The following is a 21,955-nucleotide window of genomic DNA, read 5'->3' as shown; positions in this document are numbered from 1 at the left end:
TCAACCCGATCGCCATGGAAGAAGGCCTGCGCTTCGCTATCCGTGAAGGCGGCCGTACCGTCGGCGCCGGCGTGGTTGCCAAGATCTTCGACTAATCGTCGGATCAGCAGTAGCAGTACCCAGTAACACTAGTCGCATTTTTAACATCGCCGGGGATGATCCCCATCCCCGGTTCGTTCTTTAAAGGAAAATCATGTCGGTTCCTAGCCAAAAAATCCGTATCCGTCTGAAAGCTTTCGACTATCGTCTGATCGACCAGTCCGCACTGGAAATCGTTGACACCGCCAAGCGTACCGGCGCTGTCGTCAAGGGCCCGGTTCCCCTGCCGACCCGCATCCAGCGCTTCGACGTCCTGCGCTCGCCGCACGTCAACAAGACCTCCCGCGATCAGTTCGAAATCCGTACCCATCAGCGCCTGATGGATATCGTCGATCCGACCGACAAGACGGTTGACGCATTGATGAAGCTGGACCTGCCCGCTGGCGTTGACGTTGAAATCAAGCTGCAGTAATCAGCTGGCATAGTGTTGGAAAAGCGCACAACCTCGGTTGTGCGCTTTTGTTTTACGGGCTATAATGCTCGGCTTCGATGTGGGTTTTGCGTTTGCAAGACCCATAATTTATGGTAGTACGAACATCAGCCCCGCCCAATCGCAGGCGGGAATGGAGAAAACAATGAGCCTGGGCCTTGTTGGTCGCAAGGTTGGTATGATGCGCATCTTCACGGAAGATGGGGATTCGATCCCTGTGACCGTGCTGGACGTGTCCAACAACCGCGTGACTCAAATCAAAACGCCTGAAGTGGATGGTTATTCCGCTGTTCAGGTGACCTTCGGTCAACGCCGCGCTTCGCGCGTGGTGAAAGCCGCCGCCGGCCACTTCGCCAAAGCTGGCGTAGAGGCAGGTACTGTCCTCAAAGAATTCCGTGTTGACGCTTCCAAGGCTGCCGAACTGAAGGCTGGCGACGTCGTTGGCATCGGCATGTTTGAAGCTGGCCAGAAAGTCGACGTGCAAGGCGTGTCGATCGGTAAGGGCTACGCCGGTACCATCAAGCGTTACAACTTCTCGTCGGGTCGCGCGACCCACGGTAACTCCCGCTCGCACAACGTTCCTGGCTCCATCGGTATGGCGCAGGATCCGGGCCGCGTGTTCCCCGGCAAGCGCATGACCGGTCATCTGGGTGATGTCAAGACCACCGTCCAGAACCTGGAAATCGCCCGTGTGGACGCAGAGCGTCAGCTGCTGCTGGTCAAGGGTGCCGTTCCTGGCGCCAAGAACGGTCAAGTGATCGTTTCGCCGGCAGTCAAAGTCAAAGCGAAGAAGGGGGCTTAATAATGGAACTGAAGCTCCTGAATGACCAAGGTCAAGCTGCTTCGAACGTCGCCGCACCGGATACCATTTTCGGTCGTGACTACAACGAAGCCCTGATCCACCAGGTCGTGGTTGCCTACCAAGCCAACGCTCGTAGCGGCAACCGCAAGCAAAAGGATCGTGAAGAAGTCAGCCACACCACCAAGAAGCCCTGGCGTCAAAAGGGTACTGGCCGTGCACGTGCCGGTATGTCTTCGTCGCCTCTGTGGCGCGGTGGTGGCCGTATCTTCCCGAACTCGCCTGACGAAAACTTCACCCACAAGGTCAACAAGAAGATGTATCGCGCAGGTGTCTGCTCGATCCTGTCCCAGTTGGCTCGTGAAGGCCGCCTGTCGGTCGTCGAAGAGTTCGCCGTCGAAGCCCCGAAGACCAAGCTGCTGGCCCAGAAGTTGAAGGGCATGGGCATGGAATCGGTGCTGGTTATTACCGACAGCCTGGACGAAAAGCTGCTGCTGGCCTCGCGCAACCTGCCGGGCGTGCTGGTGGTCGAGCCGCGTCAAGCTGATCCCGTGTCGCTGGTGTACTTCAAGAATGTCTTGATCACCAAGCCGGCTCTGGCAAAGATTGAGGAGTTGCTGGCATGAACGCAATCGTGAAACATAGCGAAGAGCGCCTGATGAAGGTGCTGCTGGCACCGGTGATCTCCGAAAAGGCAACCTTTGTCGCCGAGAAGAACGAGCAAGTCGTCTTCCTGGTCGCCAAGGACGCCACCAAGCTGGAAGTCAAGGCCGCCGTCGAACTGCTGTTCAAGGTGGAAGTGGAATCGGTGCAAGTCGCCAACCGTCAGGGCAAGCAGAAGCGCTCGCGCAACGGTATGGGCCGCCGCAACCACACCCGCCGTGCTTTCGTCAGCCTGAAGCCGGGTCAAGAAATCAACTTCACCGAGGAGGCTAAATAATGGCACTCGTAAAAGTGAAGCCGACCTCGCCCGGTCGGCGCGGCATGGTCAAGGTCGTCAATCCCGACCTGTACAAGGGCCGTCCGCTGGCATCGCTGGTCGAAAAGAAGTCCAAGACCGCCGGCCGTAACAACAACGGCCACATCACCACCCGCCACATCGGCGGTGGTCACAAGCAGCACTACCGTGTTGTCGACTTCCGTCGCAACAAGGATGGTATCCCTGCCAAGGTTGAGCGTATCGAATACGACCCGAACCGTACCGCGCACATCGCACTGCTGTGCTACGCGGACGGCGAGCGCAAGTACATCATCGCTCCCAAGGGCGTGTCGGTTGGCGATCAGCTGATCAGCGGTTCTGAAGCTCCGATCAAGTCGGGCAACACCCTGCCGATCCGCAACATCCCCGTCGGTACCACCATCCACTGCGTGGAAATGCTGCCGGGCAAGGGCGCGCAAATCGCCCGTACCGCTGGCGCCGCTGTCGTGCTGATGGCACGTGAAGGCACCTACGCCCAGGTTCGTCTGCGCTCCGGTGAAGTGCGTCGCGTTCACATCGAATGCCGCGCCACCATCGGTGAAGTCGGTAACGGCGAGCACAACCTGCGCAAGATCGGTAAGGCCGGTGCAACCCGTTGGCGCGGTGTGCGTCCGACCGTTCGTGGCGTTGTCATGAACCCGGTGGATCACCCGCACGGTGGTGGTGAAGGCAAGACCGCCGCTGGTCGTCACCCGGTTTCCCCGTGGGGCCAGCAGACCAAGGGCAAGAAGACTCGTAGCAACAAGCGTACGACTTCGATGATTGTCTCGCGTCGCGGCAAGAAATAAAGGATAAAACATGACACGTTCATTGAAAAAAGGTCCTTTCTGCGACGCCCACCTGGTGAAAAAGGTTGAGGCTGCCCAGGCTACCAAGGACAAGAAGCCGATCAAGACCTGGTCGCGTCGTTCGACCATCATGCCGGACTTCATCGGCCTGACGATTGCCGTGCACAATGGCAAGGCACACGTGCCGGTCTATGTGTCGGAAAACATGGTTGGTCACAAGCTCGGCGAATTCGCGCTGACCCGTACTTTCAAGGGTCACGCTGCCGATAAGAAGGCTAAGAAATAAGGTCCTATGATGGAAACTAAAGCTACTCTGCGCGGTGTGCACCTGTCGGCCCAGAAAGGCCGCCTGGTTGCAGACCTGATCCGCGGTAAAAAAGTTGATCAGGCACTGAATATCTTGGCCTTCAGCCCCAAGAAGGGCGCGGTCATCATCAAGAAGGTTCTGGAGTCCGCAATCGCGAACGCCGAACACAACGATGGTGCCGACATTGACGAGCTGAAAGTCAAGACCATTTATGTGGAAAAGGGTGCGGTCCTCAAGCGCTTCACGGCGCGTGCTAAGGGCCGTGGTGATCGTATTTCCAAGCAGTCGTGTCACATTTACGTGACCGTCGGAAACTAAGGAGTCACGATGGGACAGAAGATTCATCCAACCGGTTTCCGTCTGGCGGTTACGCGTAACTGGGGCTCGCGTTGGTATGCAGGCAACAACAACTTTGCCGACATGCTCAACGAGGACCTGAAGGTCCGTGCTTACCTGAAGAAGAAGCTGAAGAACGCTTCGGTTGGCCGCGTGGTCATCGAGCGTCCTGCCAAGAACGCCCGCATCACCATTTACAGCTCCCGTCCGGGCGTTGTGATCGGCAAGAAGGGCGAGGACATCGAAGTGCTGAAGTCGGCACTGGCCAAGCTGATGGGCGTGCCCGTGCACGTCAACATCGAAGAAATCCGCAAGCCGGAAGCCGATGCTCAGCTGATCGCTGACTCGATCTGCCAGCAACTGGAAAAGCGCATCATGTTCCGTCGCGCCATGAAGCGTGCGATGCAGAACGCAATGCGCCTGGGCGCCCAAGGCATCAAGATCATGTCCTCGGGTCGTCTGAACGGCATCGAAATCGCACGTACCGAATGGTACCGTGAAGGCCGTGTGCCCCTGCACACCCTGCGCGCCGATATCGACTATGGCTTCGGCGAAGCTGAAACCACCTACGGCATCATCGGTGTGAAGGTGTGGGTCTACAAGGGCGATCGCCTGGCAAACGGCGAATCGCCGGTGCTGGTCGGCGAACCGGAAGACGACAAGAAGCGTCGTGGTCCCCGTCGTGACGACGGCAAGCCGGGTGCACGTCCCCGCTCCAAGACTGGTGCTCCTGGCGCCGGTGCAAAGCGTGGCGGTGGTCGTCCTCAAGCTGCCGATGCCGGTGTGTCGGCTGAGAAAGCAGGAGAATAATCATGCTGCAACCAGCACGTAGAAAATATCGTAAAGAACAAAAAGGTCGTAACACCGGCATTTCGCACACCCGCGGAACTGCCGTCTCGTTCGGCGATTTTGGTCTGAAGGCAACCGGCCGCGGCCGTATCACTGCCCGTCAGATCGAAGCTGCTCGTCGTGCGATGACCCGTCACATCAAGCGCGGTGGTCGTATCTGGATCCGCGTTTTCCCGGACAAGCCAATTTCCCAGAAGCCCGCAGAAGTGCGTATGGGTAACGGTAAGGGTAATCCGGAGTACTACGTGGCTGAAATCCAGCCGGGTAAGGTACTGTACGAGATGGACGGTGTGGACGAAGCCCTGGCGCGCGAGGCGTTCCGTTTGGCTGCTGCCAAATTGCCGCTGTCGACGACTTTCGTTGTTCGCCAAGTCGGTCAATAATTAGGAGCGGAACATGAAAGCATCTGAACTCCGCGGTAAGGACAAGGCAGGACTGGAAAAGGAACTGGGCGAGCTGTTGAAAGCTCAGTTCAGCCTGCGCATGCAAATTGCGACCCAGCAACTGAACAATACCGCACAGCTGAAGAAGGTACGTCGCGACATCGCACGTGTGAAAACTGTGATCAACTCGAAGGATGGCCAACAATGAACGATCAAGTGAAACAAGCGCTCAAGCGCACGCTGATTGGCAAAGTTGTGTCGGACAAGATGGATAAGACCGTCACTGTCGAAATCGAGCGTCAAATGAAGCACCCGCTGTACGGCAAGATCATCAAGCGCACCAAGAAGTACCATGCGCATGATGAGCAAAACACGGCGAAGGCCGGCGATGTGGTGGAAATCACCGAAAGCCGTCCGATCTCCAAGACGAAGGCGTGGACTGTGACCCGTGTGGTGCAGGAAGCACAAATCGTTTAAGCAGTAAAGGTAGTACTTGCGTGCTCGATATTATGGTGCCATAATATCGAGCTCTTTCTTTGCAAAACAAAGTTTGCAGAGGAAGACTCAAGAGTAGCTCTATTCGTCCCCTAACTAGCGAGTTCGCTTGCTAACAGGACCAAGACTGACCGCCAGCGCATCCTGCGAAGCGGATTAAGTTGGGAAAGAAAATATCATGATTCAAACTGAAAGCCGGCTCGAAGTGGCCGACAACACTGGTGCGCGCGAAGTTCTGTGCATCAAGGTCTTGGGTGGTTCCAAGCGCCGCTATGCGGGCATTGGCGATGTGATCAAGGTTACTGTCAAGAGCGCAGCACCGCGTGGTCGCGTCAAGAAGGGTGAAATTTATAACGCTGTCGTCGTTCGCACCGCCAAGGGCGTGCGTCGTCAGGATGGTTCGCTGGTCAAGTTCGATGGTAATGCTGCCGTCCTGCTGAACGCCAAGCTGGAGCCCATCGGCACCCGTATCTTTGGGCCGGTGACTCGTGAGCTGCGTACAGAGCGCTTCATGAAGATCGTCTCCCTGGCGCCTGAAGTTCTGTAAGGAGTGGTCATGGCAAAGATTCGTAAAAACGATGAAGTCATCGTGTTGACCGGCAAAGACAAGGGCAAGCGCGGTGTCGTGACTGCTCGCGTCGGGACCGATTATGTCGTCGTGGAAGGCGTGAACGTCGCAAAGAAGGCGACCCGTCCGAACCCGATGACGGGTGCAACTGGCGGCATCGTCGATAAGCTGATGCCAATTCATGTGTCGAACGTCGCGTTGTTCAACGCTGCGACCGGCAAGGCAGATCGTGTGGCTTACAAGGAAGTGGACGGCAAGAAGGTCCGCGCTTTCAAGTCCAACGGCGAAGTCGTTAAGGTTTAAACATCATGGCACGTCTTCAACAGTTTTATAAAGATAAGGTCGTCGCCGATCTGACTACGAAGTATTCGTACAAGTCGGTGATGGAAGTTCCGCGCATCCTGAAGATCACCCTGAACATGGGTCTGTCCGAAGCAGTTGCGGACAAGAAGATCATCGAGCACGCCGTTGGCGATCTGACCAAGATTGCTGGCCAGAAGCCGGTGGTGACCAAGGCTCGCAAGGCTATCGCAGGTTTCAAGATCCGCGAAGGCTACCCGATCGGTTGCATGGTGACCCTGCGTGGCGCCCGCATGTACGAATTCCTGGATCGTCTGATCACCGTGGCCCTGCCGCGCGTGCGTGACTTCCGTGGCGTGTCGGGTCGTGCGTTCGATGGTCGTGGCAACTACAACATCGGTGTGAAAGAGCAGATCATCTTCCCCGAAATTGAGTACGACAAGATCGATGCACTGCGTGGCATGAACATCAGCATCACCACGACTGCAAAGACCGACGACGAAGCGAAGGCGCTTCTCGCCGCATTTAAATTCCCGTTCAGAAACTGAGGATGCCATGGCAAAACTGGCACTGATTAACCGTGAACAGAAGCGCGCAGAAATGGTGAAGAAGTATGCTGCCAAGCGCGCCGAGTTGAAGGCTATTATCGACGACCAATCGAAGTCGGAAGAAGAGCGTTACGAAGCCCGCCTGAAGCTGCAGGCTCTGCCGCGTAACTCCGCTCCGACCCGTCAGCGCAACCGTTGCGCACTGACTGGCCGTCCCCGTGGTACTTTCCGCAAGTTCGGATTGGGCCGTATCAAGGTCCGTGAAATCGCCATGCGCGGCGAAATCCCGGGTTTGACCAAAGCTAGCTGGTAATAGGAGAAGAAGCAATGAGTATGAGCGATCCTATCGCCGATATGCTGACCCGTATCCGCAATGCGCAAGGCGTGAACAAGACTACCGTCGTCATGCCGTCTTCCAAAGTGAAGGTCGCCATTGCCAACGTCCTCAAGGACGAGGGCTATATCGAAGATTTCGCCGTTGTTGCCGCTGATGGCAAGGCTGAATTGAAAATCGGTTTGAAGTATTACGCTGGCCGTCCGGTCATCGAGCGCCTGGAGCGCGTGTCCCGTCCGGGTCTGCGCATCTACAAGGGCAAGGACGATATCCCCAACGTCATGAACGGCCTGGGTGTGGCAATCGTGTCCACCCCGCGCGGCGTGATGACTGATCGCAAAGCACGCGCAACCGGTGTCGGTGGCGAAGTGATTTGCTACGTGGCCTAAGGAGTGCAAGATGTCTCGTGTAGGTAAAATGCCTGTTGCACTGCCGAATGGCGCGGAAGCGACCATCACTGCAGAGCAAATCACCGTCAAGGGCCCGCTGGGCTCCTTGACCCAACCGCTGACCAAGAAGGTCAAGGTGGTCAACAACAATGGCTCGCTGAGCTTCGAAGTGGCTGATGACAGCCGCGAAGCCAACGCGATGTCGGGCACCCTGCGTGCTCTGGTCAACAACATGGTCAACGGCGTCACCAAGGGCTTCGAAAAGAAGCTGAACCTGGTTGGCGTGGGTTTCCGTGCACAAGCACAAGGCGACAAGCTGAACCTGTCGCTGGGCTTCTCGCACCCCATCGTTCACCAGATGCCCGCCGGCATCAAGGTTGAGACCCCGACCCAGACCGAAATCCTGATCAAGGGTATCGATCGCCAGGTGGTTGGCCAGGTCGCCGCTGAAATTCGCGCGTACCGCGAACCCGAACCCTACAAGGGCAAGGGTGTGCGCTACGCTGACGAAGTGGTGACTCTCAAAGAAACCAAGAAGAAGTAATAGGGGTTGACGATGGACAAGAAACAATCTCGCCTGCGCCGTGCGACTCAGACTCGCGCCAAGATCGCAGAACTGAAGGTGAATCGTCTGGCTGTGCACCGTACCAACACGCACATCTACGCCAGCGTCATCGGCCCCGACGCCAACGTGCTGGCTTCCGCTTCCACCCTGGAAGCAGAAGTCCGCGCCCAGCTGGCAGGTCAGACCGGCAAGGGCGGCAATGCTGCCGCTGCTGCCCTGATCGGCAAGCGCGTGGCGGAGAAGGCTCTGAAGGCCGGTGTGACTGAAGTCGCATTCGACCGCTCCGGTTTCCGTTATCACGGTCGCGTCAAGGCGCTGGCTGAGGCTGCGCGTGAAGCCGGCCTGAAGTTCTAAGGATTATCGATCATGGCAAAAATGCAATCGAAAACGCAAAGCGACAAGCCTGATGACGGCATGCGCGAAAAAATGATCGCGGTCAACCGCGTCACCAAGGTGGTGAAGGGCGGCCGCATCATGGGTTTCGCAGCGCTGGCAGTGGTCGGTGACGGCGATGGCCGTATCGGCATGGGCAAGGGCAAGTCCAAGGAAGTGCCCGTGGCCGTGCAGAAGGCGATGGAAGAGGCTCGTCGCAAGCTGATCAAGGTGACCCTGAAGAACGGTACCGTGCAACACACCGTCATCGGCAAGCACGGCGCTTCGTCTGTGATGATCTCGCCGGCCAAGGACGGTACTGGCGTCATCGCCGGCGGTCCGATGCGCGCGATCTTCGAGGTGATGGGCGTGACCAACGTGGTGGCCAAGTCGACTGGTTCGACCAACCCCTACAACATGGTCCGTGCCACCCTGGACGGTCTGTCGAAGATGAACACTCCGGCTGAAATTGCTGCCAAGCGCGGCAAGTCGGTCGAAGAAATCCTGGGCTAAGGTGATCGAGATGGCTAACACAATCAAAGTCAAGCTGGTCAAGGGTCTGATCGGTACTCGTCAGGACCACCGCGCTACCGTGCGCGGTCTGGGTCTGCGTCGCGTCAACTCGGTGTCCGAACTGGAAGACACCCCGTCGGTGCGCGGCATGATCAACAAAGTGTCCTATCTTGTGAAAGTTGTGTCGTAAGCCTCGGCTTGCGAACGGAGCGAATCATGCAATTAAACACTATCCAACCCGCAGACGGCGCCAAGCACGCTAAGCGTCGCGTCGGTCGTGGTATCGGCTCTGGCCTGGGCAAGACCGCTGGTCGCGGCCACAAGGGTCAGAAGTCGCGTTCGGGCGGTTTCCACAAGGTCGGCTTTGAAGGCGGCCAGATGCCCCTGCAACGTCGTCTGCCCAAGCGCGGTTTCAAGTCGCTGGCTACGCCTTACAAGGCTGAAGTGCGCCTGTCCGACCTGGAAAAGCTGCCCGTCGCCGAGATCGACGTGCTGGCACTGAAGCAAGCCGGCCTCGTGTCGGAACTGGCTCGTGTCGTGCGTATCATCAAGGCTGGCGAACTGACCAAGAAGGTAACCGTCAAGGGTCTGATCGCAACCGCTGGTGCCAAGGCCGCTATCGAAGCTGCCGGTGGTTCCATCGCTGAGTGATCCGGTCCCGGAGCATTAATTGGCAACTACTCCTCAATTAGCAAAAGGTGCCGCAAAAGGATTCCCCTGGGGTCGTTTGTGGTTCCTGCTGGGGGCGTTGATCGTTTATCGCATCGGTGCACATATCCCGGTTCCGGGTATTGATCCGACGCAGTTGGCGCAGCTGTTCAAGCAGAACCAGGGCGGCATTCTGGGCATGTTCAACATGTTCTCCGGTGGTGCCCTGTCGCGCTTCACGATCTTCGCACTGGGGATCATGCCGTATATCTCGGCATCGATCATCATGCAGCTGCTGTCGGTGGTTTCGCCGCAGCTGGAAGCATTGAAGAAAGAGGGTGAAGCCGGTCGTCGCAAGATCACGCAGTACACCCGTTACGGCACCCTGGTGCTGGCGACCTTCCAGGCGCTGGGCATTGCGGTGGCGCTGGAATCGCAAGCCGGCCTGGTGCTGGATCCGGGTCTGGCCTTCCGTCTGACCACGGTGGTGACCTTGATTACCGGTACGATGTTCCTGATGTGGCTGGGTGAACAGATCACTGAACGTGGTCTGGGCAATGGCATCTCGATCATCATCTTCGCCGGTATTGCGGCAGGTCTGCCGAATGCTCTGGGTGGCTTGTTCGAGCTGGTTCGTACTGGTTCGATGAACGCCCTGTCGGCAATCCTGATTTGCGTGATCGTGGCTCTGGTGACGTTCCTGGTGGTCTTCATCGAACGTGGCCAGCGCAAGATCCTGGTGAACTATGCGAAGCGTCAGGTCGGCAACAAGATCTACGGTGGCCAGAGCAGCCACTTGCCGCTGAAGCTGAACATGGCTGGCGTGATCCCGCCGATCTTTGCATCGTCGATCATCCTGTTCCCGGCCACGATCACCAGCTGGTTCACCTCCGGTGATACGTCGAATCCCTTCATTCGTTTCCTGAAGGATCTGGCGGCATCGATGGCACCAGGCGAACCGATCCATGCCTTGCTGTATGCGGTGGCTATCGTCTTCTTCTGCTTCTTCTACACCGCACTGGTGTTCAACAGCAAGGAAACGGCAGACAACCTGAAGAAGAGTGGTGCTTTTGTTCCGGGTATCCGTCCGGGTGACCAGACAGCGCGTTATATCGACAAGATCCTGATGCGCCTGACCCTGGCCGGCGCCGTGTACATCACCTTGGTGTGCCTGCTGCCAGAGTTCCTGATCGCACGCTGGAAGGTGCCGTTCTACTTCGGTGGCACATCGCTGCTGATCATTGTGGTCGTGACGATGGATTTCATGGCCCAAGTGCAGAACTATGTGATGTCGCAGCAGTATGAATCGTTGCTCCGCAAAGCTAATTTCAAGGGTGGCATGACACCGCGATAAGCGGGCTCATGCTCCAAGGAAGAAGACACGGAATGGCAAAAGACGACGTTATTCAGATGCAGGGCGAGATTCTTGAAAATCTGCCCAACGCGACATTCAGGGTTAAGTTGGAAAACGGTCACGTTGTACTCGGCCATATTTCCGGCAAGATGCGCATGAATTACATCCGTATCCTGCCCGGCGATAAGGTAACGGTGGAACTGACGCCTTACGATTTGAGCCGGGCACGTATCGTGTTCCGAACCAAGTAACAGTGAAACATTGAAAGAAAGAGGGCCACAATGAAAGTGCTCGCATCAGTCAAGCGGATCTGCCGCAACTGCAAAATCATCAAGCGCAATGGTATCGTTCGTGTGATCTGCACCGAACCTCGCCATAAGCAGCGCCAGGGTTAACTTAACGTTATTGATCGAGGAATAACGAATGGCACGTATTGCAGGGGTCAACATCCCCAACCATCAGCACACCGTAATCGGCCTGACCGCCATCTATGGTATTGGCCGTCCGCGCGCACAAGACATTTGCGCTGCTACCGGCGTTCCGACCAACAAGAAGGTCAAGGACCTGGACGATAACGAGCTGGAAAAGCTGCGTGACGAAATCGCCAAGTTCGTCGTGGAAGGCGATCTGCGCCGTGAGTTGTCCATGAACATCAAGCGTTTGATGGACCTGGGTTGCTACCGCGGCCTGCGTCACCGTCGTGGCCTGCCGGTTCGTGGTCAACGTACCCGCACCAACGCCCGTACTCGCAAGGGTCCGCGCAAGGCCGCTCAATCGCTGAAGAAATAATCCCGGCAGGCGCAAGCACTGGTCGGATTCAAGGAAGAAATTATGGCAAAGTCCCCCAACAACGCAGCAGCATCGCGTGTTCGTAAGAAAGTCAAGAAGAACGTTGCTGAAGGCATCGCGCACGTTCACGCTTCGTTCAACAACACCATCATCACGATCACCGACCGTCAGGGCAACGCTCTGTCGTGGGCAACTTCGGGTGGTGCTGGCTTCAAGGGTTCGCGCAAGTCGACTCCGTTCGCAGCCCAGGTCGCCGCTGAAAGCGCCGGCAAGGTTGCCATCGAATGCGGCATCAAGAACCTGGAAGTGCGTATCAAGGGCCCCGGCCCGGGCCGTGAATCCGCAGTGCGCGCTCTGAACAACCTGGGCATCAAGATCACCCAGATCCAGGACGTGACCCCGGTCCCGCACAACGGCTGCCGTCCGCCGAAGCGCCGTCGCATCTAAGTTGTAGTATAATCTTGCGCTTTCGCCTGTCAGTCAGGCAAAAGCGCAGGCAAATCACCCGCCAATCACCTTGGCGGGTTTTGTTCTTAAGACCACTGTCTGGCCGCATGCAGGTCAGACTAGCGTCCGGCAACATGGGACGTCATTGATAAAGGAAATACCGTGGCACGTTATATCGGACCGAAAGCAAAACTCTCCCGCCGCGAAGGCACCGACCTGTTCCTGAAGAGCGCACGCCGCTCGCTGGATTCCAAGTGCAAGCTGGATTCCAAGCCGGGTCAACACGGTCGCACTTCGGGCGCCCGCACCTCCGACTACGGCAACCAGCTGCGTGAAAAGCAGAAGGTCAAGCGCATGTACGGCGTCCTCGAGCGTCAGTTCCGCCGCTACTTCGCTGAAGCCGACCGCCGCAAGGGCAACACCGGCGAAACCCTGCTGAAGCTGCTGGAATCGCGCCTGGACAACGTCGTCTACCGCATGGGCTTCGGCTCGACCCGCGCTGAAGCGCGTCAGCTGGTGTCCCACAAGGCCCTGACCGTGAACGGTCAAGTCGTGAACATCGCTTCCTACTCCGTCAAGGCTGGCGACGTGGTTGCCGTCCGTGAAAAGGCCAAGAAGCAAGTGCGTATCGCCGAAGCACTGTCGCTGGCCGAATCGAACGGTTTCCCGCAGTGGGTTTCCGTGGATTCGAAGAAGCTGGAAGGCACCTTCAAGTCCGCTCCGGACCGTAGCGAAATCGCTGCCGACGTCAACGAATCGCTGATCGTCGAACTGTACTCGCGTTAATTCGTAGTACCGCCGTCCCCCTGTGCCCACCTCATGGTGGGCATTTTTCCGAACTGCCATCAGCCTTATCGGTGTAACGAGCCGAGGGTATTGAAAAGGACAATTCATGCAAAACAGTTTGTTGAAGCCCCGCATCATCGAAGTGGAAACCCTGGCCCCCGGTCACGCAAAGGTCGTGATGGAGCCGTTCGAGCGTGGTTACGGTCACACCCTGGGCAACGCGCTGCGTCGCGTCCTGCTGTCGACCATGAGCGGTTACGCTCCCACCGAAGTCACCATCGCTGGCGTCGTGCACGAGTACTCCTCGCTGGACGGTGTGCAGGAAGACGTGGTCGACATTCTGCTGAACCTGAAGGGCGTGGTCTTCAAGCTGCACAACCGTGACGAAGTCACCCTGACCCTGAAGAAGGAAGGCGAAGGCGCCGTCCTGGCTTCCGACATCGATCTGCCGCACGACGTCGAACTGATCAACCCGGATCACGTCATCGCCAACCTGACCGGTGGCGGCAAGCTGGACATGCAGATCAAGGTCGAAAAGGGCCGTGGCTACGTGCCGGGCAACGTGCGTCGCCTGTCCGAAGACACCAACAAGACCATCGGCCGCATCATTCTGGATGCGTCGTTCTCGCCCGTGCGTCGCGTGTCCTACGCGGTCGAATCCGCGCGTGTGGAACAGCGTACCGACCTGGACAAGCTGGTCATGAACATCGAGACCAACGGCGTCATTACCCCGGAAGAAGCGATCCGCCAGTCGGCTCGCGTGCTGGTTGACCAACTCAATGTGTTCGCTGCCCTGGAAGGCACCGAAGCGACTGCAGAAGCACCGTCGCGCGCACCGCAGGTCGATCCTATCCTGCTGCGTCCGGTCGACGACCTGGAACTGACCGTGCGTTCGGCAAACTGCCTGAAGGCCGAGAACATCTACTACATCGGCGACCTGATCCAGCGCAGCGAGAACGAACTGCTGAAGACCCCGAACCTGGGTCGCAAGTCGTTGAACGAAATCAAGGAAGTCCTGGCTTCGCGTGGCCTGACCCTGGGCATGAAGCTGGAAAACTGGCCGCCGGCCGGTCTGGAAAAGTAATTCACGCCACCTGGCGGGCTGCGGTGCAAGCCGCACCGCCAGGCTGGCTTGAGGCTGTACCTGAAGTAGTCGTCACATCCGTAGCAAAGAACTTTTATCCGATATTTACCGGTCCGCGGTCCGGTCAGCCCAGCTGGCCTGCCGATAGAAGAACTGGATCAAAACTGTAACCTGAAAGGAAATTACCATGCGTCACCGTCACGGTCTCCGCAAACTGAATCGTACTTCGTCCCACCGCCTGGCCATGCTGCGCAACATGACTGTTTCGCTGCTGCGTCATGAAGCCATCAAGACCACCCTGCCGAAGGCCAAGGAACTGCGCCGCGTCGTCGAGCCGATCCTGACCCTGGGCAAGACCGACACCCTGGCCAACAAGCGCCTGGCCTTCAACCGCCTGCGCGATCGCGAAATCGTCGGCAAGCTGTTCTCCGAACTGGGCCCGCGCTACGCTGCCCGTAACGGCGGCTACCTGCGCATCCTGAAGATGGGCTTCCGCCAAGGCGACAACGCACCGATGGCCTTCGTTGAGCTGGTCGATCGTCCGGAAGTCACCGACGCTGCTGACGCACCGACCGCTGAATAATTCACCGGACGCTGCATCACCAGGAAAAAGCCAGGCTCTGCCTCGCTTTTTTGTTTTGTGCGGCTGCATTTTCTTTCATCCGGCTGATGTGCGCCGTCACGCCTGGCCTCAGGATGTGGTTGAATACGGACTCTGCAAGGAGACCTTATCATGTCCGCATCCCTGTTGAACCAGCCCCTGCTGGTACTGGCCAATGTGCCCGACCAGGCGTTGGCCGAACGCTTGTCCAACACGCTCGTGGAACAAGGCCTGGCGGCCTGCGTCAACATCCTGGCCCCGGTGCAGTCAGTCTATCGCTGGCAGGGCAAGATCCTGCGCGATGCCGAGATCCCCTTGCTGATCAAGACCACCCAGGGCCGCTACCAGGAACTTGAGCAGGCAATCGCCGAGGCTCATCCCTACGACGTGCCCGAAATCATCGCCTTGCCCATCACGGCGGGTATTCCGGCTTATCTGGCGTGGATGCAGGATGAGACCGCTCGTCCCCTGCGCGTATGAAGTAAAGAGCACTCCCTTCGAACGAGGAACACCGTTGAACCGCATCAACCGGCGCACGCGCCTGACAAGATATCCCCTGCTGATCGTATTGGCGCTCCTGGCGCTGCTCGGCCTGCTGGTGGCCAAGGCTGCCAAGGCCGCAGACGATTACCTGCCCCCTGAGCAGGCCTTCCAGCTCAGCGGGCGCATGATCGATGCCCAGACGCTGGAGCTGAGCTATCGCATTGCCGATGGCTATTACATGTACCGCGACCGCTTCCACTTCAGCGCCGAAGGGGCCACGCTCGGGGAACCCCGGTTTCCGCCCGGGAAACGCAAATATGACGATAACTTCCAGAAGGAAGTGGAAACCTACCACCAGTCGGTGACTGCGCAGATTCCGGTCAGCGGGGCAGTGAAGGATTTTGTCGTTTCGGCGGTATCGCAAGGTTGTGCCGACAAGGGCTTGTGCTATCCACCGATGACCTTGAAGCTGGCGATGTCGGCCCAGGCCATCGGCCAGAGCGTCAGTCCGGGGGCCGCGGATGGTACGGCGACCACGTCCGGTGGCAGTGACGTCGACGGTATCACCGCAGTACTGCAGGCGGGCAAGTTATGGCCGGTCCTGACGCTGTTCTTCCTGCTGGGTATCGGCCTTTCCTTCACGCCGTGCGTCTTGCCGATGTTGCCCATCCTGTCCTCCATCATCGTGGGGCAGCAGTCACCGGCGGGGTCTGGGCGCGCCCGCAGTTTCCTGCTCTCAGTGGATTATTCGCTCGGCATGGCCGTGGTCTATACCGCCTTGGGCGTGTCGGCTGGCTTGCTGGGTGCCGGCTTGTCGGCCTATTTGCAGCATCCGTGGGTGCTGCTTCCGTTTGGCTTGTTGATGGCCGGGCTGGCCTTGTCCATGTTCGACGTCTATACCCTGCAAGTTCCCACTGCACTGCAAACCAGGTTGTCCTCAGCTTCTGGCGGCGGCAGTGGCAAATGGGTGGGGGTGTTCCTCATGGGCGCCATCTCGGGCTTGATCGTTGGTCCCTGCGTAGCGGCACCGCTGGCTGGCGCCCTCATCTACATCAGCCAGAGCGGCAACGTGGTGCTGGGCGGCAGCGCCCTCTTTGCCATGGCCATGGGCATGAGCGTACCGCTCTTGCTGGTCGGCGCCTCGGCCGGCGCCCTGCTGCCGCGCGCCGGTGCCTGGATGGATGCGATCAAGCGCTTCTTTGGCGTATTGATGTTGGGCACGGCCTTGTGGATGGTGTCGCCGGTGATTCCACCATGGCTGCAGGTAGCTGGCTGGGCGGCGCTGGGCATCGGCTATGGTGCCTTCCTGCTGTGGACGCGTCCGGCTGGCTGGATGTCCCGGGCACTCGGCCTGGTGGTAGTCACGCTGGGCTTGCTGCAACTGGTCAGCGTGGCCACCGGCGGGCGTGATCCGCTGGCGCCCCTGTCGCATCTGCGCGGCCAGTCAGCCGCCGCACATGGCACCGACTTCGTGCGCATCCGCTCCAGTGCCGAGCTCGATGCAGCGCTGAAGGAAAACGCAGCTGGTGAACGCCGTTCGGTCATGCTGGATTTCTATGCCGACTGGTGCGTGTCCTGCAAGGAAATGGAACGCTTCACCTTTACCGATCCGCGGGTGAAGGAACGCTTCAGCCAGATGCTGCTGCTGCAGATTGACGTGACCGCCAACAACGGCGATGACCGCGCCATGCTGAAGCGCTTCAATCTCTTCGGGCCGCCCGGCATCATGTTCTTCGATGCGGATGGCCGGGAACTGGCACAGCGCCGCGTGATCGGTTATCAGGATGCCGACAGGTTCATGGCTACGCTGCAAAATCTGTAGTTCCACATGTCGCAATGTAATTTGAAAAGCACTTTATAGTCGTTGGCCTGAGACTGGCCTCGCGTTATAGTCAGCCTTCCGTTTTCATTCTGTCCACCAAGGAGACCACCATGACACTGCGCCTGGGCGATACCGCACCGGATTTCGAGCAAGAATCCTCGATCGGCAAGATCAAATTCCACGACTGGGCGGGTGACTCCTGGGTCGTGCTGTTCTCGCACCCGGCCGACTTCACGCCGGTCTGCACCACCGAGCTGGGCCTGACCGCCAAGCTAAAGCCCGAATTCGACAAGCGCAACGTCAAGGCCATCGCCCTGTCCGTGGATGGTGCCGAGGCCCACAACCAGTGGATCAAGGACATCGAGGAAACCCAGCAGACCGTGGTCGGCTTCCCCATCGTGGCCGACGTCGACAAGAAGGTCGCGGGCCTGTACGACATGATCCACCCCAACCAATCCGAAACGGCGACCGTGCGTTCGCTCTTCGTGATTGACCCGAAGAAGAAGGTGCGCCTCATCATCACCTACCCGATGAGCACCGGCCGCAACTTCGACGAAGTGCTGCGCGTCATCGATGCGTTGCAACTGACCGACGGCTACACCGTGGCCACCCCGGGCAACTGGAAGGATGGCGACGACGTCATCATCCCGTTGTCGGTCAAGGATGAGGAAGTCATCAAGCAGAAGTATCCGAAGGGCTACAAGTCGCCGCGTCCGTACCTGCGCATTACGCCGCAGCCGAACAAGTAATTGCTGCGTTCGCCGCGTCAATAAAGCGAAAGCGCTCCTCCGGGAGCGCTTTTTGTTTGGCCCCTGCTCAGGCGCCCGGCGCCACCGCCCGCGCAAATCCATCCACGAACAACCGCGCCACCGGCGACAGGAGCGTCCCGTGCCGTGTCACCAACTGATAGGGCTCGCTGCGCGTATGCAGCTTCAGCGGCAGGATGCGCGTCATGCCGAAGCGCGTGCAGAACTGCGCCACATCCACTGACAGCAGTGCCACAAAGTGCGGATTCTTCTGCAGCAGCGACAAGGTGGTGAAGGCCGAGGTGGTTTCCATCAGGTGCAGCGGGAAGCGCAGGTCGGCATTGTGGAATTCGCGCTCCAGCGTCAGTCGCATCGGCATGTTGGCCGAATAGACCACCCAACGTGAATCGGCCAGGTCCGCCAGTTGCAGGCTGGATGCTCCAGCCAGCGGATGCTGCACGCTGGCCACCACGGCCAGCTCTTCCTCATGGATGTTGAAGGCGTCATACAGGTCCGGGCGCTGGCTGATGCTGGTGCGGCAGATCGCCAGGTCCAGACGGCCCTGGTCCAGCAGGCGCAGCAGGCGGGCACTGGTGTCTTCCACGATTTCCACCGACAGCGTCGGATGCGCCTCCAGCAATTGCGTGAGCGCATCGGTCAAGAGCGGCACCGCGCCCATGATGGTGCCCACGGCCAGCCGTCCACCGTGGCCTTGCATGATGGATAACATTTCTTCACGCAGGTGGGTCAGGTCGGTCTGGATCAGCCGCGCATAGCGGATCACGCAATGGCCCAGCTCGGTCGCTTCCAGCCCGCGATTGGTGCGGGTGAACAATTGCGCTCCGAGCGTACTCTCGATCTCCTGCAAGGCCTTGCTGGCGCCCGGCTGGGTCAGCGCCACCTGCTCGGCCGCCTTGAGCAGGGAACCATGGTCGGACAGCGCAATGAGCAGCCGCAACTGGCGCAGGTGCAGGCGCGAAGTGATGGAGGCCAGCGAGGGCAAGGTATTGTGCATGGAAGTGATCCCCAAAGAAGCCGCTAGTATGAGCGTTGGTTATACCCATATCAACAGCTCTCATTAGCCAAGCGCCCCTCGATGGCTTAGAGTCTGGCTTTCCAAAGCGGGTCCCCTATTGGGAAACGCTGGCTCCTGCAGGGTTTCTGAGCAAGCCCGCCGATGGCGGACCCGGTGGAGACATCTATAAATCAAGGCTATGTAATGGCACTCATCAACTACATTACCCAGGTCCAGTTCGACTACGGCGCGCTGGCGCTGCTGCAGCAGGAATGCGACCGCCTGGGCATCAAGAAGCCGCTGCTGGTGACCGACCCGGGCATCCGCAACGCCGGCCTGCTGGACAAGGTCCTGGGCCAGTTGAAGGCAGGTGCCGGCACCGTCGTCTACGACCAGACCCCGCCCAATCCCAACGAGGGTGCCGTGCGCGCCGCCGTGGCATTGTTCCGCGAGCATGGCTGCGATGGCATTGTGGCCGTAGGCGGCGGTTCCTCCATTGACCTGGCCAAGGGCGTGGCCGTCTGCGGCACTCATGAAGGCCCGCTGAAATCCTTTGCCCTCATCGAAGGCGGCCTGGCCAACATCACGGCCAAGACCGCCCCGGTGATCGCCATCCCGACCACTGCCGGTACCGGCAGCGAAGTCGGCCGGGGTGCCATTCTGATCCTCGACGATGGCCGCAAGGTCGGCATCATTTCGCCGCACCTGGTGCCCAAGCTGGCCCTCTGCGACCCCGAACTGACCCTGGGCCTGCCGCCGCTGATGACGGCCGCCACCGGCATGGATGCCATCGCGCACTGCCTGGAGACCTTCATGGCCCCGGCCTTCAACCCGCCTGCCGACGGCATCGCGCTGGATGGCCTGTGGCGCGCCTGGGCGCACATCGAGCGCGCCACCCGTGAACCGGGTGACCGCGAAGCGCGGCTCAACATGATGAGCGCCTCCATGCAGGGCGCCATGGCCTTCCAGAAGGGACTTGGTTGCGTACACAGCCTGTCGCACTCGCTGGGCGGCATCAATCCCAAGCTGCACCACGGCACCCTGAACGCGATCTTCCTGCCGGCCATCATCGCCTTCAACGAAAGTGCGCCCAGCATGGTCAAGGACAACAAGATGGCGCGCATGGCACACGCCATGGGCCTGGCCAGCGGTGCCGAGATCGGCCCGGCAATCCGTGACATGAGCCGTCGCCTCGGCTTGCCCGCAGGGCTGCGCGAACTGGGTGTGAGCGAATCCCTGTTCCCGCAGATCATCAAGGGTGCCTTGGCCGACCACAGCCACAAGACCAATCCGCGCGAAGCCTCGGAACAGGATTACCTGAACATGCTGCAGCAATCCATGTGATGGCCGACAATGAACAGCGCGGGCAGGCTACTCTCGGCCTGCTGCGCATTTCCCCCTCAGCTGCTCCCGCCTTGCGCGGGCGCAGCTTTCTTGCCTGACCCGACCCCGGGCGGCATCAACGACACCAGCAGGAGCACAACGTGAGCGACAAGATCCTAGGACACAACTACATCGGCGGCCAGCGCAGCGGCCAGGGCGACGTCGCCCTGCACAGCGTAGACGCGGCCACCGGCGCCCTCTTTGAAACCCCTTTCCTGACTGCCACCGAGCACGAAGTGGCCGCCGCCGTGGACGCGGCCGAGAAGGCCTATCCGCTCTACCGCGCCGTTCCGGCGCAACAGCGCGCGCTGTTCCTGGAAGCCATCGCCGACGAGATCGATGCCCTGGGCGACGACTTCCTGGCGGCCGTGGCCCGTGAAACCGCCCTGCCGGCCACCCCGCGCCTGGCCGGCGAGCGCGCCCGTACCAGCGGCCAGATGCGCCTGTTCGCCAAGGTGCTGCGCCGTGGCGACTTCTACGGTGCCCGCATCGATACCGCCCTGCCGCAACGCCAGCCGCTGCCGCGCCCGGACATCCGCCAGTACAAGATCGGCGTGGGTCCGGTGGCCGTGTTCGGTGCCAGCAACTTCCCGCTGGCCTTCTCGGTAGCCGGTGGCGATACTGCTGCCGCGCTGGCCGCCGGCTGCCCGGTGGTGTTCAAGGCCCACAGCGGCCACCTGGTCACCTCCGAACTGGTAGCCAACGCCATCGAGCGCGCCGTCAAGAAGACCGGCATGCCGGCCGGTACCTTCAACATGATCTACGGTGATCGCGTCGGTGCCCAGCTGGTCAAGAGCGCCGGCATCCAGGCCGTCGGCTTCACCGGCTCGCTGCGTGGTGGCCGCGCCCTGTGCGACATGGCCGCCGCCCGTCCGCAGCCGATCCCGGTGTTTGCCGAGATGTCCAGCATCAACCCCATCATCCTGATGTCCGAAGCCCTGAAGCTGCGCGGTGACGCCATCGCCAAGGACCTGGCGGGCTCCGTCACGGTCGGCGTGGGCCAGCTGTGCACCAGCCCCGGCCTGCTCCTGGGCGTGCGTTCGCCGGAACTGACCGCCTTCATCGAGAAGCTGTCGGCCGCCTTCGGTGGCACCAACCCGGCCACCATGCTCAACAGCGGCGGCCTGACCCACTACAACGGCGGTGTGGCGCGCCTGACCCAGCTGCCGGGCGTGAAGGTCATCGCCACCGGCGGCACCAGCTACACCCAGGCCGTGCCGCACTTGTTCAAGGCCGATGCGGCCTTGCTGTTCTCCAAGGAAGCGCCGCTGGAAGAAGAAGTCTTCGGCCCCTCCACCGTCATCGTCGAGCTGGAAAGCCGTGAACAGCTGCTGGACTTCGCCGCCAAGATGAACGGCCAGCTGACCGCCACCCTGCAAGCCGAAATCGGTGACCTGCAAGGCAACCAGGACCTCATCGCGATCCTCGAACAGAAGGCCGGCCGCCTGCTGTTGAACGGCTTCCCGACCGGCGTCGAGGTGTGCGATGCGATGGTCCATGGCGGCCCGTATCCGGCTACCTCCGACGCGCGTGGCACCTCGGTGGGCACGCTGGCCATCGAGCGCTTCCTGCGCCCGGTGTGCTACCAGAACTATCCGGACGCCATGCTGCCGGCCGCGCTGCAGAACGCCAACCCGCTGGGCCTGATGCGCCTGGTCGATGGCGAACAGACGCGCGCCACCGTCGGCTGATCGTCCACACGCAAGACCGGACCGGCAAAGCACTGCCGGTCCCGCAAGACCT

At 59.8% G+C, this 21,955-nt stretch carries 36 protein-coding genes; 35 read left to right on the top strand and 1 reads right to left on the bottom strand.

The window, feature by feature from the left end; genetic code table 11:
• From CEJ45_RS23300 to CEJ45_RS23140, 33 genes are all read left to right on the top strand, one after another.
• Positions 1-95, top strand: a 95-nt coding sequence (locus tag CEJ45_RS23300) for an EF-Tu C-terminal domain-related protein (protein ID WP_017455451.1), incomplete at its 5' end; no start/stop codon positions are given.
• Positions 96-193: 98 nt separating this feature from the next.
• A complete protein-coding gene (gene rpsJ / locus CEJ45_RS23295; protein ID WP_006464935.1) occupies positions 194-511 on the top strand; it encodes a 30S ribosomal protein S10 in 318 nt (105 codons plus the stop codon).
• Positions 512-662: 151 nt separating this feature from the next.
• Positions 663-1,331 carry a 50S ribosomal protein L3 gene (gene rplC, locus CEJ45_RS23290; protein ID WP_013232185.1) on the top strand — a complete coding sequence of 223 codons (669 nt, stop codon included), beginning with the start codon at positions 663-665 and terminating at the stop codon, positions 1,329-1,331.
• Between the two features lie 2 nt (positions 1,332-1,333).
• A complete protein-coding gene (gene rplD / locus CEJ45_RS23285) occupies positions 1,334-1,954 on the top strand; it encodes a 50S ribosomal protein L4 (protein ID WP_006464933.1) in 621 nt (206 codons plus the stop codon).
• Positions 1,951-2,268 (top strand): 50S ribosomal protein L23, encoded by a 318-nt coding sequence (rplW, locus tag CEJ45_RS23280; protein ID WP_006464932.1) that lies wholly within the window; start codon positions 1,951-1,953, stop codon positions 2,266-2,268. Before rplD ends, rplW begins: the two co-directional genes overlap by 4 nt.
• Complete coding sequence (gene rplB, locus CEJ45_RS23275) at positions 2,268-3,095, top strand: 50S ribosomal protein L2 (RefSeq protein WP_006464931.1); 828 nt, start codon at positions 2,268-2,270, stop codon at positions 3,093-3,095. The genes rplW and rplB overlap by 1 nt, the downstream gene beginning before the upstream one ends.
• Positions 3,096-3,105: 10 nt before the next feature.
• A complete protein-coding gene (gene rpsS, locus CEJ45_RS23270; RefSeq protein WP_006464930.1) occupies positions 3,106-3,381 on the top strand; it encodes a 30S ribosomal protein S19 in 276 nt (91 codons plus the stop codon).
• Positions 3,382-3,387: 6 nt separating this feature from the next.
• Positions 3,388-3,720, top strand: coding sequence for a 50S ribosomal protein L22 (gene rplV / locus CEJ45_RS23265; protein ID WP_008334132.1), 333 nt, complete (start codon positions 3,388-3,390; stop codon positions 3,718-3,720).
• Positions 3,721-3,729: 9 nt separating this feature from the next.
• Positions 3,730-4,548, top strand: a complete 819-nt coding sequence (gene rpsC, locus CEJ45_RS23260) for a 30S ribosomal protein S3 (RefSeq protein WP_013232186.1) — start codon at positions 3,730-3,732, stop codon at positions 4,546-4,548.
• Positions 4,549-4,550: 2 nt separating this feature from the next.
• Complete coding sequence (rplP, locus tag CEJ45_RS23255) at positions 4,551-4,970, top strand: 50S ribosomal protein L16 (protein ID WP_008334136.1); 420 nt, start codon at positions 4,551-4,553, stop codon at positions 4,968-4,970.
• Between the two features lie 13 nt (positions 4,971-4,983).
• Complete coding sequence (gene rpmC, locus CEJ45_RS23250) at positions 4,984-5,178, top strand: 50S ribosomal protein L29 (RefSeq protein ID WP_006464926.1); 195 nt, start codon at positions 4,984-4,986, stop codon at positions 5,176-5,178.
• Complete coding sequence (gene rpsQ, locus CEJ45_RS23245; protein ID WP_034333526.1) at positions 5,175-5,447, top strand: 30S ribosomal protein S17; 273 nt, start codon at positions 5,175-5,177, stop codon at positions 5,445-5,447. Before rpmC ends, rpsQ begins: the two co-directional genes overlap by 4 nt.
• Before the next feature lie 196 nt (positions 5,448-5,643).
• Positions 5,644-6,012, top strand: coding sequence for a 50S ribosomal protein L14 (gene rplN / locus CEJ45_RS23240; RefSeq protein ID WP_006464924.1), 369 nt, complete (start codon positions 5,644-5,646; stop codon positions 6,010-6,012).
• 9 nt (positions 6,013-6,021) lie between these two features.
• A complete protein-coding gene (gene rplX / locus CEJ45_RS23235; RefSeq protein WP_088757384.1) occupies positions 6,022-6,336 on the top strand; it encodes a 50S ribosomal protein L24 in 315 nt (104 codons plus the stop codon).
• A gap of 5 nt (positions 6,337-6,341) precedes the next feature.
• Complete coding sequence (gene rplE, locus CEJ45_RS23230) at positions 6,342-6,881, top strand: 50S ribosomal protein L5 (protein ID WP_006464922.1); 540 nt, start codon at positions 6,342-6,344, stop codon at positions 6,879-6,881.
• A 7-nt stretch (positions 6,882-6,888) separates the two neighbouring features.
• The gene (rpsN, locus tag CEJ45_RS23225) at positions 6,889-7,194 is read left to right on the top strand and encodes a 30S ribosomal protein S14 (protein WP_008334139.1); all 306 of its coding nucleotides are present in this window, start codon (positions 6,889-6,891) and stop codon (positions 7,192-7,194) included.
• 14 nt (positions 7,195-7,208) lie between these two features.
• Positions 7,209-7,604 carry a 30S ribosomal protein S8 gene (gene rpsH / locus CEJ45_RS23220; protein WP_006464920.1) on the top strand — a complete coding sequence of 132 codons (396 nt, stop codon included), beginning with the start codon at positions 7,209-7,211 and terminating at the stop codon, positions 7,602-7,604.
• Between the two features lie 10 nt (positions 7,605-7,614).
• Positions 7,615-8,148: a 50S ribosomal protein L6 gene (rplF, locus tag CEJ45_RS23215; protein WP_008334141.1), complete on the top strand. Its 534-nt coding sequence runs from the start codon at positions 7,615-7,617 to the stop codon at positions 8,146-8,148.
• Positions 8,149-8,160: 12 nt separating this feature from the next.
• Positions 8,161-8,523, top strand: coding sequence for a 50S ribosomal protein L18 (gene rplR / locus CEJ45_RS23210; RefSeq protein ID WP_008334143.1), 363 nt, complete (start codon positions 8,161-8,163; stop codon positions 8,521-8,523).
• Between the two features lie 12 nt (positions 8,524-8,535).
• Complete coding sequence (gene rpsE, locus CEJ45_RS23205) at positions 8,536-9,054, top strand: 30S ribosomal protein S5 (RefSeq protein ID WP_006464917.1); 519 nt, start codon at positions 8,536-8,538, stop codon at positions 9,052-9,054.
• Positions 9,055-9,064: 10 nt separating this feature from the next.
• The gene (gene rpmD / locus CEJ45_RS23200; RefSeq protein WP_006464916.1) at positions 9,065-9,244 is read left to right on the top strand and encodes a 50S ribosomal protein L30; all 180 of its coding nucleotides are present in this window, start codon (positions 9,065-9,067) and stop codon (positions 9,242-9,244) included.
• Positions 9,245-9,270: 26 nt separating this feature from the next.
• Positions 9,271-9,705 (top strand): 50S ribosomal protein L15, encoded by a 435-nt coding sequence (rplO, locus tag CEJ45_RS23195; RefSeq protein ID WP_008334147.1) that lies wholly within the window; start codon positions 9,271-9,273, stop codon positions 9,703-9,705.
• Between the two features lie 19 nt (positions 9,706-9,724).
• Positions 9,725-11,056 (top strand): preprotein translocase subunit SecY, encoded by a 1,332-nt coding sequence (gene secY / locus CEJ45_RS23190; protein WP_013232188.1) that lies wholly within the window; start codon positions 9,725-9,727, stop codon positions 11,054-11,056.
• A 32-nt stretch (positions 11,057-11,088) separates the two neighbouring features.
• On the top strand, positions 11,089-11,307 hold the full coding sequence (infA, locus tag CEJ45_RS23185; protein WP_005663428.1) for a translation initiation factor IF-1: 219 nt from the start codon (positions 11,089-11,091) through the stop codon (positions 11,305-11,307).
• Positions 11,308-11,337: 30 nt separating this feature from the next.
• Positions 11,338-11,451: a 50S ribosomal protein L36 gene (gene rpmJ / locus CEJ45_RS23180; protein WP_013232189.1), complete on the top strand. Its 114-nt coding sequence runs from the start codon at positions 11,338-11,340 to the stop codon at positions 11,449-11,451.
• Between the two features lie 28 nt (positions 11,452-11,479).
• A complete protein-coding gene (rpsM, locus tag CEJ45_RS23175; protein WP_006464912.1) occupies positions 11,480-11,845 on the top strand; it encodes a 30S ribosomal protein S13 in 366 nt (121 codons plus the stop codon).
• Positions 11,846-11,887: 42 nt separating this feature from the next.
• Entirely contained in the window at positions 11,888-12,292 is a 405-nt protein-coding gene (rpsK, locus tag CEJ45_RS23170) for a 30S ribosomal protein S11 (RefSeq protein ID WP_006464911.1), read from the top strand.
• Positions 12,293-12,454: 162 nt separating this feature from the next.
• Complete coding sequence (gene rpsD / locus CEJ45_RS23165; RefSeq protein WP_017453027.1) at positions 12,455-13,078, top strand: 30S ribosomal protein S4; 624 nt, start codon at positions 12,455-12,457, stop codon at positions 13,076-13,078.
• Positions 13,079-13,184: 106 nt separating this feature from the next.
• On the top strand, positions 13,185-14,162 hold the full coding sequence (locus CEJ45_RS23160) for a DNA-directed RNA polymerase subunit alpha (RefSeq protein ID WP_006464909.1): 978 nt from the start codon (positions 13,185-13,187) through the stop codon (positions 14,160-14,162).
• 187 nt (positions 14,163-14,349) lie between these two features.
• Positions 14,350-14,745, top strand: coding sequence for a 50S ribosomal protein L17 (gene rplQ / locus CEJ45_RS23155; RefSeq protein WP_008334167.1), 396 nt, complete (start codon positions 14,350-14,352; stop codon positions 14,743-14,745).
• A gap of 150 nt (positions 14,746-14,895) precedes the next feature.
• Positions 14,896-15,243 carry a divalent-cation tolerance protein CutA gene (gene cutA / locus CEJ45_RS23150; RefSeq protein WP_088757383.1) on the top strand — a complete coding sequence of 116 codons (348 nt, stop codon included), beginning with the start codon at positions 14,896-14,898 and terminating at the stop codon, positions 15,241-15,243.
• A gap of 34 nt (positions 15,244-15,277) precedes the next feature.
• A complete protein-coding gene (gene dsbD / locus CEJ45_RS23145) occupies positions 15,278-17,068 on the top strand; it encodes a protein-disulfide reductase DsbD (protein WP_088757382.1) in 1,791 nt (596 codons plus the stop codon).
• Between the two features lie 110 nt (positions 17,069-17,178).
• Positions 17,179-17,817, top strand: coding sequence for a peroxiredoxin (locus CEJ45_RS23140; RefSeq protein WP_006464905.1), 639 nt, complete (start codon positions 17,179-17,181; stop codon positions 17,815-17,817).
• Positions 17,818-17,884: 67 nt separating this feature from the next.
• On the opposite strand, the gene CEJ45_RS23135 is transcribed toward CEJ45_RS23140, so the two are convergent.
• Positions 17,885-18,829: a LysR family transcriptional regulator gene (locus tag CEJ45_RS23135; protein ID WP_088757381.1), complete on the bottom strand. Its 945-nt coding sequence runs from the start codon at positions 18,827-18,829 to the stop codon at positions 17,885-17,887.
• 204 nt (positions 18,830-19,033) lie between these two features.
• Here CEJ45_RS23135 and CEJ45_RS23130 point away from each other — a divergent pair, with 204 nt between their 5' ends.
• Together CEJ45_RS23130 and CEJ45_RS23125 are read left to right on the top strand one after the other, a co-directional pair.
• On the top strand, positions 19,034-20,173 hold the full coding sequence (locus tag CEJ45_RS23130) for an iron-containing alcohol dehydrogenase (protein WP_088757380.1): 1,140 nt from the start codon (positions 19,034-19,036) through the stop codon (positions 20,171-20,173).
• 140 nt (positions 20,174-20,313) lie between these two features.
• Positions 20,314-21,903, top strand: coding sequence for an aldehyde dehydrogenase (NADP(+)) (locus tag CEJ45_RS23125; RefSeq protein WP_088757379.1), 1,590 nt, complete (start codon positions 20,314-20,316; stop codon positions 21,901-21,903).
• The last annotated feature ends 52 nt before the right edge of the window (positions 21,904-21,955 follow it).

Origin of the sequence: Herbaspirillum aquaticum (genome assembly GCF_002213425.1) — a bacterium.
GTDB classification, from domain to species: Bacteria; Pseudomonadota; Gammaproteobacteria; order Burkholderiales; family Burkholderiaceae_D; genus Herbaspirillum; species Herbaspirillum aquaticum.
This window is presented reverse-complemented; position numbering and strand designations above follow the sequence as displayed.